The 14,786-nt window shown below is 71.4% G+C and carries 10 protein-coding genes, 1 tRNA gene and 1 pseudogene; 7 read left to right on the forward strand and 5 right to left on the reverse strand.

From position 1 onward, the window contains the following. The first annotated feature begins 7 nt into the window (after window positions 1-7). From P0R35_RS10625 to P0R35_RS10650, 6 genes are all read left to right on the forward strand, one after another. Window positions 8-757, forward strand: a complete 750-nt coding sequence (locus P0R35_RS10625) for an adenosylcobinamide amidohydrolase (protein WP_345782770.1) — start codon at window positions 8-10, stop codon at window positions 755-757. Between the two features lie 40 nt (window positions 758-797). Beyond that, window positions 798-1,523 (forward strand): cob(I)yrinic acid a,c-diamide adenosyltransferase, encoded by a 726-nt coding sequence (locus tag P0R35_RS10630; RefSeq protein ID WP_284012448.1) that lies wholly within the window; start codon window positions 798-800, stop codon window positions 1,521-1,523. Further along, the gene (locus P0R35_RS10635) at window positions 1,523-3,118 is read left to right on the forward strand and encodes a cobyric acid synthase (protein ID WP_284012449.1); all 1,596 of its coding nucleotides are present in this window, start codon (window positions 1,523-1,525) and stop codon (window positions 3,116-3,118) included. Before P0R35_RS10630 ends, P0R35_RS10635 begins: the two co-directional genes overlap by 1 nt. Before the next feature lie 30 nt (window positions 3,119-3,148). Continuing rightward, window positions 3,149-4,138, forward strand: a complete 990-nt coding sequence (locus P0R35_RS10640; RefSeq protein WP_284012450.1) for a class I SAM-dependent methyltransferase — start codon at window positions 3,149-3,151, stop codon at window positions 4,136-4,138. A gap of 77 nt (window positions 4,139-4,215) precedes the next feature. After that, window positions 4,216-4,288 (forward strand) — tRNA-Thr (locus tag P0R35_RS10645). 158 nt (window positions 4,289-4,446) lie between these two features. Continuing rightward, window positions 4,447-5,394 (forward strand): M48 family metalloprotease, encoded by a 948-nt coding sequence (locus tag P0R35_RS10650; protein WP_345782771.1) that lies wholly within the window; start codon window positions 4,447-4,449, stop codon window positions 5,392-5,394. Between the two features lie 55 nt (window positions 5,395-5,449). Here P0R35_RS10650 and P0R35_RS10655 read toward each other — a convergent pair whose 3' ends face one another. Both P0R35_RS10655 and P0R35_RS10660 read right to left on the reverse strand, forming a co-directional pair. Next, the gene (locus tag P0R35_RS10655) at window positions 5,450-6,739 is read right to left on the reverse strand and encodes a carboxylate--amine ligase (RefSeq protein WP_284012452.1); all 1,290 of its coding nucleotides are present in this window, start codon (window positions 6,737-6,739) and stop codon (window positions 5,450-5,452) included. 201 nt (window positions 6,740-6,940) lie between these two features. Continuing rightward, window positions 6,941-7,705: a mechanosensitive ion channel family protein gene (locus P0R35_RS10660; RefSeq protein ID WP_284012453.1), complete on the reverse strand. Its 765-nt coding sequence runs from the start codon at window positions 7,703-7,705 to the stop codon at window positions 6,941-6,943. 314 nt (window positions 7,706-8,019) lie between these two features. Here P0R35_RS10660 and dph5 point away from each other — a divergent pair, with 314 nt between their 5' ends. Further along, complete coding sequence (gene dph5 / locus P0R35_RS10665; protein ID WP_284012454.1) at window positions 8,020-8,832, forward strand: diphthine synthase; 813 nt, start codon at window positions 8,020-8,022, stop codon at window positions 8,830-8,832. A gap of 24 nt (window positions 8,833-8,856) precedes the next feature. Here the strand turns inward: dph5 and artA are convergent, their stop codons facing one another. The 3 genes and pseudogenes from artA to glmU form a co-directional block, all read right to left on the reverse strand. Next, window positions 8,857-9,846, reverse strand: coding sequence for an archaeosortase A (gene artA / locus P0R35_RS10670; RefSeq protein WP_284012455.1), 990 nt, complete (start codon window positions 9,844-9,846; stop codon window positions 8,857-8,859). Window positions 9,847-10,061: 215 nt separating this feature from the next. Then, window positions 10,062-13,262, reverse strand: coding sequence for a BGTF surface domain-containing protein (locus P0R35_RS10675; protein WP_284012456.1), 3,201 nt, complete (start codon window positions 13,260-13,262; stop codon window positions 10,062-10,064). A gap of 328 nt (window positions 13,263-13,590) precedes the next feature. Beyond that, window positions 13,591-14,750 (reverse strand): annotated as a pseudogene (gene glmU, locus P0R35_RS10680) (bifunctional sugar-1-phosphate nucleotidylyltransferase/acetyltransferase); the annotation flags it as partial. Window positions 14,751-14,786: the final 36 nt, after the last annotated feature.

Here is a 14,786-nt window from a genome sequence, read left to right on the forward strand (position 1 = left end):
CGACGGCGTGCTCGAACTCCGGCGGCCGGGGACGCGCTGGCTGTCGACGGGGTGGGCCGGCGGGTTCGCCGACGCGGCCGCCGCGTACAACGTCTCGGTGCCCGAGGGGTTCGCGCGCACCGACCTCGACGCGTACGTCGCCGAGCGCGTCGGGGGCGCCGGCTTCGAGGCGCCGCCGACGGGGCCGGCGCTGCTCACCGGCGTCGACATGCGCCACGCGCGGGCCGCGCGCGCCGGCCCGGTGACGGTCGTCGCGACCGCCGGCGTCTCCAACCCCGCGGCACTCCCCACGGGGACCGAGCGGCCGGTCGGCGTCGAGGCCGACGCGGTCGCGGACGGCGACCCGGACGTCCCGGAAGCCGTCGCCGACCCGCCCGCGCGCGACGGGACGGAGTCGGCCGGCCGCGGGACGGTGAACGTCCTCGCGTGGACCGAGCGCCGCCTCGACGACGGCGCGCTCGCGAACCTCGTCGCCGTCGCCGCCGAGGCGAAGGCGGCGACCCTGCTCGCGGCGACGGGCTTCCCCGGAACGACGAGCGACGCGGTGGTCGTCGGGAGCGCGCGCGACGGCGACCCGGCGCCGTTCTCGGGGAGCGCGACCGCGGTGGGCGGGGCGGCCCGCGCGTGCGTCCGCGACGCCGTGCGCGCGAGCCTCGACGCCCGCTACGCCGCCGGCGACCGCCCCCTGCCGGACAGCGTCGCCGACGCCGAGTACGGCGTCGTCACCGACCGCGACACCGAGGTGTTCCGCCCGTGAGCGCGACCGAGACGGCCACCCACACCCACGAGACACGACCATGACCGACGACACAGCCGACACGACCGACGGCACCGCTCCCGACGACGACGCGCCGGCCGACCGCCACGCGAACACGCCCGGCAAGGGCGTCGCTCCCGCGGCGCGCACGATCGAACCGAGCGCCCCCGACGAGTTCGGCCTCGTGCAGACGTGGTGGGGCGACGGGAAGGGGAAGACGACCGCGGCGCTGGGGATGGCGTTTCGCGCCGCCGGCCACGGCTACCGCGTCCACCTGCTCCAGTTCATGAAGGGCGGCGCCGCCAGCGTCGAGGACGTCCGCGGCGAGTACAACGCCATCGCGGCGGTGCCGGGGATCAGCTACGAGCACTCGGGCCACTACGGCTGGCACGGGATGGCCGACGGCACCGACGAGGTCGACCACGCCGCCCGCGCGGCCGACGGCTTCGAGCGCGCCCGCGAGCTGGTCGACGGCTGGGCCGACGCCGACCTGACGGCGCCGCTGGCGCTCGACGGCGACCCCGCGGCCGGCGCCCACATGCTCGTCCTCGACGAGGTGGTGTACGCCGCCAACCGCGGGCTCGTCGACCCCGACGACCTCGTCGCGCTCGCGGCGGCCAAGCCCGACGCGCTCGAACTCGTGCTCACGGGGGGCCACGAGGAACCCGCCTACCTCGACGAGGTGTCGGACCTGATCACGAACGTCCGGAAGGTGAAACACCCGTTCGACGAGGGCCACCGCGCCCGCAAGGGCACCGAGTTCTGATGGGCGACGACACCGGCGCGGACGGGGCGACGGACGGGGCGACGGACGAGCGGCCGGCCGGAGGCGGGGCGTCCGACTCGGCGGCGACCCTGCTCGTCGCGGGCACCGCGAGCCACGTCGGCAAGAGCACCGTCGTCGCGGGGCTGTGCAGGCGCCTCGCGGACGCCGGCGTGTCGGTCGCGCCGTTCAAGGCACAGAACATGAGCAACAACGCCCGCGCCGTGGCCACGCCCGACGGCGAGTGGGGCGAGATCGGCGTCTCGCAGTACGTGCAGGCGCGGGCCGCGCGGGTCCCCCCGACCACCGACTGCAACCCCGTCCTGTTGAAGCCGCGCGGCGACGGCGAGAGCCAACTGGTGATCGACGGCCAAGCTGTCGGCCACTTCGAGGCGGGTAGCTACTACGACGACCACTGGGAGCGGGCCCGCGACGCCGCCGAACGGGCGTACCGTCGGCTCGCGGCCGAGCACGACGTCGTCGTCGCCGAGGGCGCCGGCTCGATCGCCGAGATCAATCTCCACGACCGCGACCTCGCGAACGTCGAGACGGCGCGGTTCGCCGACGCGACGATCCTCCTGCTGGGCGACATCGAGCGCGGCGGCGTGTTCGCCAGCCTCTACGGCACGCTCGAACTCGTGCCCGACGACCTCCGCGAGCGCGTCGCGGCGACGGCGATCACGAAGTTCCGCGGCGACGCGAGCCTGCTGGAGCCGGGGGTCGCCGACCTCGAACGGCGCACGGGCGTCCCGGTCGCCGCGGTGCTCCCGTACGACGACCCCGGCCTCCCCGCGGAGGACAGCGTGTCGCTCCCGCCCGTCGGCGAGCGGGGCGTCGTCGGCGACGACGACGGCGTCGCGGCCGCGGTCACCGTCGGGGTGCCGCGGCTCCCGCGCGTCTCGAACGCCACGGACCTGGAGCCGCTCGCGCGCACGCCGGGCGTCCGGGTGGCGTACCTCCCGCCGGAGGCCGACCTCGCGGGCGTCGACGCGGTCGTGATCCCGGGGACGAAGAACACCGTCGACGACCTGCTCGCGCTCCGCGAGGCCGGCTTCGACGCGGCGCTGCGGGCGTTCGACGGGCCGGTCGTCGGGATCTGTGGCGGCTACCAGCTGCTCGGCGAGCGGATCACGAACGCCGCCGTCGAGGGCACCGGCGACGCCGACGAGGTGGCGGGCGTCGGGCTGTTGCCCGTCGAGACGCGGTTCGACGAGGCGAAGCGCGTCGAGGCGGTGACCGTCGACGTCGACGGCGCGGGGCCGTTCGCGGGCGTCGCGGGCACCGTCTCGGGGTACGAGATCCACATGGGCCGGACCGAGCCGACGGACGACGCGACGCCGCTCGCGACCCCGCTGGAGGCCGGGAGCGTCGCCGTCGGCGACGTCGCCGGCACGTACCTCCACGGGCTGTTCGAGAACGACGCCGTCCGGGCGGCGTTCGTCGACGCCGTGTACGACCGGGCGGGGCGCGAACGGCCGACCGCCGCGGACGCCGGTGCCGACGCCGACGCGCACGACCCGTACGACGCGGCGGCGGCGCTGGTGTCGGAGCTGGACCCCGCGGCGCTGCTCGACCGGGGCGTCGCCCCGGACCGGTAGCCCTTTTCGCGCGGCCGGCCGACCCCGGGTATGTCCACGCCGTGCGTCCGCGCCCCCGTCACGGAGGGCGAGACGACGAGACAGGCGCTCGCCGAGCGCGACCTCCTCGACGGCGACCGCGAGATCGACGTGGCCGACGGCGACATCTTCCTCCCCGTGGTCGACGGCGACGCCGCCCGCGCGGCCGGCTACGAGGTGGTCCTCCGCGAGACGAGCGCCCGCGAGGGGACCGTCTCGCCCGCCGACCTGCTGGGGGTCGAGCCCTCCTACGAGCGCCTCGGCGACGTCGTGATCCTCGACGAGGACGACCCAGAGCGCGCCCGCGAGGTCGCCGACGCCGTCGTCGAGTCGGACGTCCCCTGCGAGACGGTGGTGAACCGCGCCTCGAAGGTGGCCGGCGAGTACCGCGTCCGCGAGTGGGACGTGCTCCACGGCGACGACACCGAGACCGTCCACCGGGAGTACGGCCACGAGTTCGCCCTCGACATCGCCGCGGTGTACTTCTCGCCGCGGCTCGCGACCGAGCGCCACCGCGTCGTCGAGCAGGTCCGCGAGGGCGAGCGCGTCGTCGACATGTTCGCGGGCGTCGGCCCGTTCGCGGTGCCGATGGCCGCCCGCGGCGCCGACGTGCTCGCGTGCGACGTCAACCCCGCCGCGATCCGCTACCTCCGGGAGAACGCCGCCCGCAACGGGGTCACCGACCGGATCACCGCCGTGGAGGGGGACGTGCGCGAGACCACCGGCGAGTACGACGGCTGGGCCGACCGCGTCGTGATGAACCTCCCGCACAGCGCCGACGAGTTCCTCGAGACGGCGGTCCGGCTCGCGGGCGACGACTGCGTGCTCCACCTGTACGACATGGCCCACGAGGACGACCCGTTCGGCCCGAGCGAGCGCGCGGTCCGCGCGGCCGCCGAGCCCGCCGGCTACGCCGTCGAGGTGGTGACGCGCCGGGAGGTGCGGTCGTACGCGCCCCACGAACTGAACGTCTGTCTGGACGTGCGGCTCACCCGGCCGTAGGCGCGTGCGAGTCGGCCGCACGGCCGCGGTCATTCGCAACCCTTATTCCCGTCATGGCAGTACGACTGATCGCACGCGCCGGTGTAGCTCAGCTGGCAGAGCGATTCCTTCGTAAGGAATAGGCCGAGGGTTCAAATCCCTCCACCGGCTCTCTCCGCCCTCCGTTCTCGCGGGAATACGGTCACACCGGTAGTCGCGGCGTCGCCACACCGTCGGTCGCGCGGCCGTGAGCCGCAGCGGCAACCCTTATACAGCCGTCTCCGAACCGACACGACGTGCCCTCCAAAGACGCCTCGCTCCTCGTCGGGATGGCCGCGGCCCTACTCGGGCTGGCGGTCGCCACCGTCGGGCTGCTCGCCGGGGTCTGGCTCGTGTTCTACGGGGTGTTGTCGGTCGTCGGCGTCGGCCACGCGGCGTCCGTCGCGGCGGTGGCCGCCGCCGTGACCCTCCTGCTCGTCGGGTACCTCGAGTACCGACAGATCGAGACGATCGAACGCGTCGCCGACGCCGAGCGCGTGCGTCGGGAGACCGAACCGGAGCTGTACGGCCTCGTGACGCGCGTGGCGACGCAACTCGACGTCCCGGTCCCGACGGTCGCGGTCTCCGAACGGCGAGCCCCCGAGGCGCTCGCGGTCGGGTTCCGACCGAGCACCGTCCACCTCGTCGTGTCGCGCGGGACGCTCGACGCGCTCGACGACCCCGCGGAGGTGGAGGCCGTGGTCGCACACGAACTCGCCCACGTGGCGAACCGGGACGCGATGGTGATGACGGTCGTCTCGCTCCCCGTCGTCCTCGCCGAGGGGCTCCGGTCGCGCGTCGCGGCCGCCGAGGGGTCGGACACGACCCTCGTCGTCCCGTTCCTGCTCGGGGTGGTCTCGACGGTCGTGTGGACCGTCGGGCGGGCGATCACCGCCCGCCTGTCGCGCGTGCGGGAACGCGCCGCCGACCGCGTCGCGGCCGAGGTGACCGGATCGCCGGCGGCGCTCGCGAGCGCGCTCGAACGGCTGGACCGGGACATCGCGGCGACGCCGGGGCGCGACCTGCGGGCGGCGTCGGGCGTGTCGTCGCTGTCGATCCTGCCGCTGGAACCCGCGGAGCTACGGAAGGTGATGCTCGGCCCCGACGGCGACAGGGAGCCGTCCTACTGGTGGCTGCGGAAGCGACTGCACGCGCTGGAGCGGTGGCTCTTCCGGACGCATCCGCCGACGGCCGAGCGGATCGCGTCGCTGAGGGCCCTCGAGCGCGACCGTCGGTGAGGCCGCCACGGCGGCCGCGTCGCCGCCGACGCTGTGGGCGTGGTGCCGGCCCGGTTCACCGCGTCCGCGCGCCGATGGACTCGCCGAACAGCCGCGTGCTCACCGACGCCGACGTGTCGCCGGCCACCCGGCGCCCGACCCGTGCGGCCGCGCGCGCGCCATCCTGCCCCTCCGCGACCGCCGCCAGCGTCGGCACGGGGTCCTCCGTGGAGACGAACGCCTGCTTCGCGACGAGGCAGGTCCACGCGACCGTCGCGACGGCGGCGGGGTTGCCCGCGCGCACCTGCTCGGCGAGCCACTTGAGGTCGCCGTACAGCAGGCGATGGAACAGCGGCACGGGCCGGGTGTAGTCGGTCGCGTCGACGTCGAGCCCGCGCAGCAGCCGGTAGTGTTGCCACGGCACGTCGACGCCGCTCTGGATGGCGAACGGCACCGACCCCCAGTAGCGGCCGTTCACCTCGATGAGCGCGTGTGAGCCGTCGGGGCGGCGCATGAACTCGACCATCGCCGGGCCGGTCCACTCCAGGGCCCCGATCACCGTCTCGGCGGCCGCCAGCATGTCGTCGTCGCGCAGCGGCCGCAGGAGCGTCGAGGAGCCGCCGGAGTCCGGGTACGTGCGGACGCGCTCCTCCTGGAAGTGGAGCAGCACCTCGCCGGCGTCGGCCAACACCACCGTCGTCGTGGTCGTCCCCGGGACGTACTCCTGGACCAGCGGGTAGTGCGCCTCCCGCTCCAGCGCCGGGTTGCGCGCCAGCAGCGCCTCGTAGGCGGGGACGAGCTCCTCGGGCGACGCGACGTAGTGGGCGTCGTCGACCAGCGTGACGTGACAGCGGCCGTCGTCGTCCCACAGCGTCTTGCTCCGGGGTTTCACCACCGCCGGGTACGGCACCTCGTCGGCGAGGTCGGCCACCGCCGCGGGCGACGTGGGCGCGACCGTCGTCGGTGTGTCGACCGGGAGCGTCGCCGCGAGCTCGAACAGCGCCCCCTTGTCGTAGGCCCGCTCGAAGGTGTCCCAGTCCTCGACGGCGACCGTCGTCCCCGTCGCCTCCAGTTCGGGCTTGTGTCGCGCACACAGCGCGGAGGTGGAGTCGCGGGTCGGGAACACCACCGAGCGGTCGTGCGTCTCCAGGTACTCGACGAGGTGGTCGAGGAACCGCCGGCCGTCGGCCTCCGGCTCGGGGTACCGATAGCCGCCGGTGCTGTGGCGCGACAGGCGTCCGAGCGAGAACCGCTCGGTGCTGCCGGCGGTGACGGCGACGCCTTTGCGGCCGAGCGACCGGACGAGCGAGAGGCCGGCCTGGCCGCCGGCGTCGAGCACGAGCGCGGAGCCGTCGTCGAGAGTCATCGGTAGGTCCCTCCGAGGGCCTCCGCGGGTATTGTTATACGAGTCGCCGCGGCGCGTAGGGCGACCGTTCGTCGCCCGACGCCGGGGATAACCTCGCGGCGGGGGCCCGGGCGCGGGACCGAACCCCGAGTGTCGGGGGCGTCGCCAGACGGTCGCGACGGCGACCGCCGACTCGCGGCCGCGGGAACGCGGCGAGCGGTCTCAGTCGTCGTCGGCCGCGGGCGTCCCTTCGCCCTCCATGCGCTCGTTGCGCGGGCGCGGGGTGGCCGAGGACGCGCGGCGCGCCCAGCGGGCGATGTTGTCCTGCACGTAGGTGTGGCCGCCCCACCCGACCGCGACGCCGACGCCGATGGCGATGGCGGCCGCGAGGCCCCACGCGATGGCCTGCGCGAACACCGTGAGGATGCCCGTGTCGACGCCCATCGTCGAGAGGCCGATCACGACGACGGTGAAGTAGAGGAACAGGCGGACGCCGGTGGCGAACCACGAGGTGTAGGCGTTCTCGGTCGCCGCCTCCGTCCGGGTGATCGCGTCGCCGATGAAGTCCGCGACGACGAAGCCGAGCACGATCACCAGCAGGCCCGCGACGAACGCCGGCAGGTACGACACGGCGGTCTGGATCCACTCCGACAACAGCGGGATGGCGAGGACGTCCGCGGCCGCGAGGATCGCGACGGCGTACACGAACCACTTGCCGATGGTGCCGAACGCCTTCGACACCGCCGCTTCGGTCCCGCCGAGGATGCTCCCGAGCGGCGTCGCCAACACCGCCCGGTCCACCTGGACTCGGTCGGCGAGCACCCTGACGACGCGCGCGACGCCGATGCCCACGAGCCACCCGATCAGGAGGATCACGACGGCGCCCGCGAGGCGCGGCAGGAACGTGATCAGGCCCCCGACCGTCTGGTTGAAGAACTCCGCGATTCCGGTCTGCAGGACGACTGTCTGTCCGGTTTCGACGATCATTGCGGTTCGAACCGACGCCGCGTACCTGTTTAGTTAGCGACACCACCCGTCACGGCGGGGCCGGCCCAAATCCGTCCTTACCGGAGCGACGCGAAATCGCCCCGTCCGGGGCGACCGGACCACGCCCGGGCGCGCCCGTCGATCGGTAAGGCGAGCGTGTCGCCGCCGTCCGGCCGTCGGAGTGTCGGCTCCGCCGGCGAGCACGCCGCGCGCCGGGCGGGACCGTGTCGGGGACGAGCGGGCCGGGGGGTCGGGCGTGTCGTCGGCCGACGCGGAACGAAACCCCGAAGCACGCCCGCCGCGACGACGCGCCCATGCTCACATTCGTCGGCCTCGGCCTGTGGGACGAACGGTCGGTCACCGTCGAGGGGCGCGACGCGCTCCGGGCGGCCGACCGGGTGTTCGCGGAGTTCTACACCAGCCGCCTCGCCGGCACCACCGTCGAGGCGCTCGAAACCCACCACGGCGTCGACGTCGAGGTCCGCGACCGCGCGGGCGTCGAGCGTGACCCCGAGCCGGTCCTCGAGGCCGCCGCCGAGGGCGACGTGGCCTTCTGCACCGCGGGGGACACGATGATCTCGACCACCCACGTCGACCTCCGGGTGCGCGCCGCCGAGCGCGGCATCGACACCCGGGTGATCCACGGCGTCACCGCCCAGTCGGCCGCCTCCTCGCTGACGGGGCTGCAGAACTACCGCTTCGGCAAGGCCGTCACGCTCCCGTTCGAGTACGCCCACGGCGCCGACGGCACGCCGCGGAGCGTGATCGACGGGATCGAGGCGAACCGCGAGCGCGGCCTCCACACGCTCGTGTACCTCGACATCAAGGTCGCCGGCTCCTCCCCCGCCGGGCCCGCGGCTGGGGAGCCCGACGAGTACATGACCGCCGACCACGCCGCCGCCGCGCTGGCACGCGACTGGGATCCCGAGGCCGTCGGCGTCGCGGTCGCCCGCGCCGGCAGTCCCGACCCGGTCGTCGCCGCCGACACGCTCGCGGCGCTGGGCGAGCGCGACTTCGGCGACCCGCTCCACATGCTCGTGGTCCCGGGCGAGTTGCACCACCTCGAGGCGGAGGCGCTCGCCGAGTTGGCGGGCTGTCCGCGGGCGGTTCTGCCCGCCGTCGACTGACCGAGCGCCCGCGTCAGGGGCGGCTTACTCGCTGCCGGGGCGCCCGCCGTCGGTGTGGACGGGGTCGCGCGGCAGGTCCAGCGACTCCAGCAGGTCGTACTCCTCCTTCGTGACCATGTAGAGGACGTCCTCGATGACGGTGACGAGTTCGGGGAGTTGGCGCACTACGAGGTAGGTGATGCCGACGAGCGCGACGACCGCCAGCACCTGTGAGATCACCCGGTCCGAGAGGAAGAACGACACCATGTACGGGTCCGACGACCCGAACAGGAACAGCACCTCGTCGACGAACAGCTGGAGGTACTGGTTGCCGAAGGTGATCCCGATGAACGTCGTACGCAGCACGTTCAACAGCCAGATGATCGGGATGGAGACCGCGAGCCCGCGGAGCTTCCGCCCCAAGGGCGCCCGGACCGCGGCGATCAGCCCGACGAAGATCGCCATGCTGCCGAGGCCGGTGCACGCGAGGACGATCTCGAACAGGAGCCGGTGTCCCTCCGGCGTCGTGAACACGTACGCGTTCTGGTAGCCGAGGATCGGCCCCTCGGTCAGCGCCGGCTCGTAGCCGAACCGCGCCATCAGCCAGCCGGTCTGCCCGGTGACGACGAGGATGAGGGTGCGCTTGAGCGGCTCGACCGTCTCGAACGGGAAGTAGACGACACCCATCGCGGCGACCGCCCGCGAGAGGACGTACAGCGAGTCGCGCCCGCCCCACAGCAGCCAGCCGGCGTACAGACACGCCGGCACCGCCGCCAGCGAGAGCACCCCCTCGACGTAGCTCTGCTGGGTGAACGCGAAGTGCGGGAACAGGAGGAGCCAGAACAGCGCGAACAGCCCCCAGCCGGCGACCGCGAGGACGCGCTCGGGCGCGACCGCCGGCCCGTCCAGCCGACGACCGACCGCCGCGAGGCGCCCGTCGGCGCCGCGGCGCCGGTGGAGGTACTCGACGCCGGCGGCCGCGAGGAACGTCGCGATCACCACCCACCCCAGCAGGTCGGTGTAGATGCTCGCCATTCGTTCGGGAAACGGCGCTGGCGGGTAAAGCCCTTGTCGTCTCGTGCGTCCTCGAACGGGGCGAGACCGCGAGAACGGGCGGTGGGCGATGTGTGCAGCGAACGCGTGCGCTGCCGTCCGGGCGACGGCGCCGCCGCTGGCGGGTGTGGCGCGTCGAAAGAAAGGGTCCGCGTGAAGCGGAAAGCGACCGGGTTACGCCCGGTCAGTCGTGGTGCTTAGTTGTCGCGACGGACTGCCAGCAGCGCAGCGCCGATCAGGGCGATGACTGCGAGGACAGCGCCGAAGCCGGGCGTCGACGTGGAGGTCTCCGTGGGCTCCTCGGTGGTTTCCATGGGCTCCGTCGTCTCAGCCGGCGGCTCGGTCGTCTCCTCCGGCGGCTCCGTCGTCTCCGGCGGCTCCGTCGTCTCCTCCGGCGGCTCCGTCGTCTCCGGCGGCTCCGTCGTCGTGCCAGTGGAGTCGACAATGACGCCGTCCTCACTCAGCGTGAAGGCGGCCTGGCGAACACTCGCGGTGAACTCGTCACCGGTCGACTGCTCGCTCAGGTCGAACGAAGCGTTGAACGTGCCGTCCGCCTGGACGGTCACGGTCTGGGAGTTGAAGAACCGCGGCTGCGTGTCGCCGGTCGACTGCACACGCACGGTGAACTCGGTCCCGGGCGCGACGTTCGTCGTACCCGTGATCTGCGCGTCCTCGGAGGCCGTCGTGGCCACGAGGTCGTCGTCGTTCAGGTCGAAGCTACCCTCGGCCTCCTCGACCGAGAAGTTCGCCGACGTCGTCAGGTACGCCTCGTCCTGCTCGTCCTCGGTGAGGTCGTCATCGAGGCCCAGCAGACGGTCGTCCTGCGCGGAGATGTCGACGTCGATGTCGTCACCAGCCTCGAACGGACCGTCCGTCACGGCCGCGCTCGGGATCTGGTCGTACTCGACGAAGATGTAGTACGTGCCCTGGCCGTCGTAGATGACGGTCAGCGCGTTCTCAACGCCCGTGTTGCTGTTAAGCGCGTCAGCAAGGTCGAGCGTGGCGGGATCCTGGTTCGCACCCGGATCCTGCTCGGTGAACACGGCGTTGATCTTGGCGTCACCGAACGTGTTGTTCTCCTGCACCGCGGCAGCGAACTCAGCCGTCACGTCACCGGACTCGGCGTTGTTGCCGAGGATGCCGGTCACGGACGCGGCGGAGAGCTGGTGAACCAGCACGTCGCTGTTGGTCCCGTCGGGGTCGACAGCGAGCGTGTCGGTCTGCGTGACCTGCTCGTTCTCGACGGCGCTGACGATGGCCGCAGCGCGGTCCTCGTCGTCAGCGTCCTCGACGTCCTCCAGGACGGCGCCACTCGTGCGCCAGAGAACCTGGTTGGGCGCCTCGGGCTCCGTCAGCACGAGCGTGCCGACGTTGTCCGGGCTGTCGAGGGTGTTCGAAGCGTTCGAGGTACTCACGGAGACGATGTAGTCACCGGAGTCGAGCAGGTTGGTCAGGTTGGTCTGGTCGTCCTGCTCGTCGAAGGTGAGGCTGTCCTCGCCCGCACTGTCGCCAGCGAGCGCGACAGGCGAACCCAGCGAGCCGTTACCGGCGCGGTAGGTGTTGAAGGCGACGGTGACCTCACCGTCGTCGTCGTCGTCGACGATGGAGACGTTCGCCTGGTAACCGTCCTCAGCCTCGTCACCGATGACGAGCGTGCCCGAGGTCGCAGCGTCGCTCAGCTCAACCGTGATGAGCGCGACGCCACCCTGGGTGACGGTCGTGGTGCTGTTCTGGAGGTCGAGTTCACCCTCACCAACGTCGTTGACCGTGATCGACGCGTCAGCCTCGGCGTCGGTGTCGGTCACCGAGAAGGTGAAGTTGTACTCGCCACCATCGATGTCGGCGAAGTCGGTCAGGAGCTCCTGCTCACCGTTGTCGACGGTGAGCTCGACACCGTCCTCGTCGTCGGTCTCGCCGTCGGCGTCGACGTCAGCGTCGAAGGCGCCGAACTCGGAGAAGATCTGGACGAGTTCCTCGTCGTCGAGGTCGTCGGACTCAACGGTGACGTTGAAGTCGCTCTGGCGGTTCGTGGAGGCGAGTTCGAGGTCGACCTCGGTCTCGCCCGTGTTGTCGACGGTGTCCTCGGCGAAGTCAGCCGAGAAGTCCATCGCGCGGAGCGTGAACCGGATGTCCGCGTTGGACGGGGTAGTCGGTTCGTTGTTGTTCGAGATGTAGTACGTCGTGCCAGTGTCGAGGCCGGACGTACTGACGTTGACGAACCCGTTGCTATCAACGCTCAGGGAGCGAACCGGCGTACCCGTATCCGAGTCTTCGCGCTCGAAGAGCTGGTATCCGCCGTCGGCGGAGTTATCGTCAGCGTCGGCAGCGTCGTAGGAGGCCGTTTGGCCAACGAAGACGATGCCGCCGTTGTCGAAGTTCGTGTCGTCACCCGAGGGGTTCGGGGAGCCGGCGTCCGACGCGATCGCGAAGGAGCCGGTCTGCTGGTCGCTCGAACCCGGCGCGTTGCCGTTCGAGGAGTCGAAGTCGCTGCTGGGCGAGGAACCGACCGTCGCAGCGTAGTCGTAGGTGAGGCTGGACGCCTCGCTCGCACTACCAGCGTTGACGCCGGTGATGCTCGCGGTGTCGACAGTGACGATACCGTCGTCGTCACCGTCGGTAACGCTGAAGTAGAACACCGTCACGCCACTGTTGGACGAGAAGGTGCTCGTGGAGCCGGCCGAGTCCGCAGTGTCGGTAACGGAGACCGTACCGGCGCTCAGACCGCCCTCGTCGACACCCTCGTCGGTGAGCGAGGTGACGTTGAAGTAGACGAAGGCCTGGTCGTTGCCACCGGTCCGGACTTCCAGGTCGTTGCTGCTACCGAGCAGCTGCGTCTGGCCGTCCGTCCGGTTGATGTCGTCCACGCTGATGGCCGTCCCGTCGGTCGGGTTGACCAGGTCGAACGACACGGAGCCACTGCCACTACCAGTGCCACCCGCCGCGATCGGGAAGGAAACGCCCGACGATGCGGTGACACCAGTCGTGTCGTGACTGTAGACAACCTCAACCTCAACCTCAGTCGAGCTGCCGGTGTCGGCGCCCGCAAGGTTGACAGTGTGAGTTCCGGAGGAAATCCCGCCGTCAGAGGCGGTGATACCGGAGCCGCCGTCGTCAGCCACGCTGACCGACGAGACGGACGGAGTCACACCAGCGCTAGCAGCGCTGGAGAGGTCAATCGTGACCGACTCCGAAGCAGTACTTCCGTCTACAGTCACGTTGAACGATACTGTCTGTGTCGCCGAGCCTTGCCCGACGACGACGTCATCGGCACTATTGCCGGTAACGCCTGAAACAGCCGCAGCCGCTGTCCCGGTGAACGCGACGGTGCCCGCGAAGACGGAGAACACCATCAGCGCCGCCAGGATCAGGGCGCGGATCTTGTCGTTATAGTCTGTCATGGTTTGTCTGAGTCGCACTGCAAGCGGCGACGACACCGTTCTCCCGAGCCTGCTCCAGAACGCCCGCGAGGCGGACTCGGCGAGGGGTACTTGCTGCTGTCACCATGGGTAGGGGTACAACGGGTACCAACAGCGGTGCTTATAAATGTCTTGTGGTAACTCGTCGGGCGTGTGAACGCTTGACGCACCCGATATCGGGGGGTAGGGGGCCGCTCATCGAAATCGAGAATAAGTACTTTGTGGGAGTCGGAGTCGCGGCGAGTCGTGATTCCCGACCGTGCGCGTCAGTTGTCGCCGCGGCTTGGGCTCTCGTGCAGGATCCACTCGGGGGAGCGATTCGAACGCCCGTCGGGAGTTTACCCCGGCGTTCAGGCTCGTCTGGATCCCCGTCTTGCCGCCGTCCCCGCAGACGACACCGTACTTCCGCCGGCCCGTCGAGACGGCCTCGCCCTCCACGAGCGTCCGAACGGGCTCGTCGTCGTGTCGGAGGGTCGCGACAGTCGTCCCCGCGCCGGAGTTCACGTCGCGATCGAGCACGCTGTCGCCGACGTAGGGGAGGTGACCGACGGTCGCGTCGGCCATGAGGACGCTGTTCTTCACCTCGACGGCGTGGCCGACCGAGGCGCCGGGTCCGATCAGTGTCGCGCCGCGCACGTACGCGTTCGGTCCGACGGTGGCCCCCGAACTGACGAGTACCGGCCCCTCGATCACGACGCCGGCGTCGACCGTCGCTCCCTCCTCGACGACGACGGTGCCGCGGAGGTCGGCGTCCTCGTGCACCTCGCCGTCCACGCGCGCGCTGAGGTCGGCCAGTTTCCACTCGTTGGCGGCGAGGAGTTCCTACGGGCGACCCACGTCGAGCCACCGCTCGGATGGAATCATGCGCACCATCGGCTCGCGACACGGCCACGAGAAGACGTCCGTGAGCTCCAGCTCCCCGCGTTCGCTCTCCTCGACCGCGAGCCACTCCTGTGTGGCAGCCGAGAAGGCGTACGCGCCCGCGTAGATCAGGTTCGACGGTGGGTCGACGGGCTTCTCGGTGACGCCCGTGGTCCACGTGCCGGACCCTGTCGTGTCGGTGTGGAGGACGCCACACGCGCAAGGATTGTCAACCTCGAACGACCCGACCGCCGGTACGGTGTCGTACAGCGTCGACAGCGAGTCGTGGTCGTACACCGCGTCGCCATTGAGCACGGCGAACGGCCCTTCGTCGAGCGCTAGAGTGGCCGCCCGCACCGCGTCAGCGGTCCCGTGCTGGGCGGTCTGCGCTGCGAACTCGACCGGGACGCCCTGGTAGTGGTCGCCGAAGTACTCCCGCACCGCGCTCGCCTCGTACCCGAATACGATCACCAGTTGGGACACACCCGACGCAACGGCCGTGTGCGCGACCACCGGCTTGCCGGCGACTGGGAGTATCGGCTTCGGCCGTCCGTCGGTCAGCGGCCGGATTTGGGTTCCTTGGCCCGCGGCGAGAAGCACCGTCTGTATGTACGTTCACAGGCACGTGCGAGCGCGGGCGGTCGT

This window comes from Halobaculum litoreum (assembly GCF_030127125.1).
Classification (GTDB): domain Archaea; phylum Halobacteriota; class Halobacteria; order Halobacteriales; family Haloferacaceae; genus Halobaculum; species Halobaculum litoreum.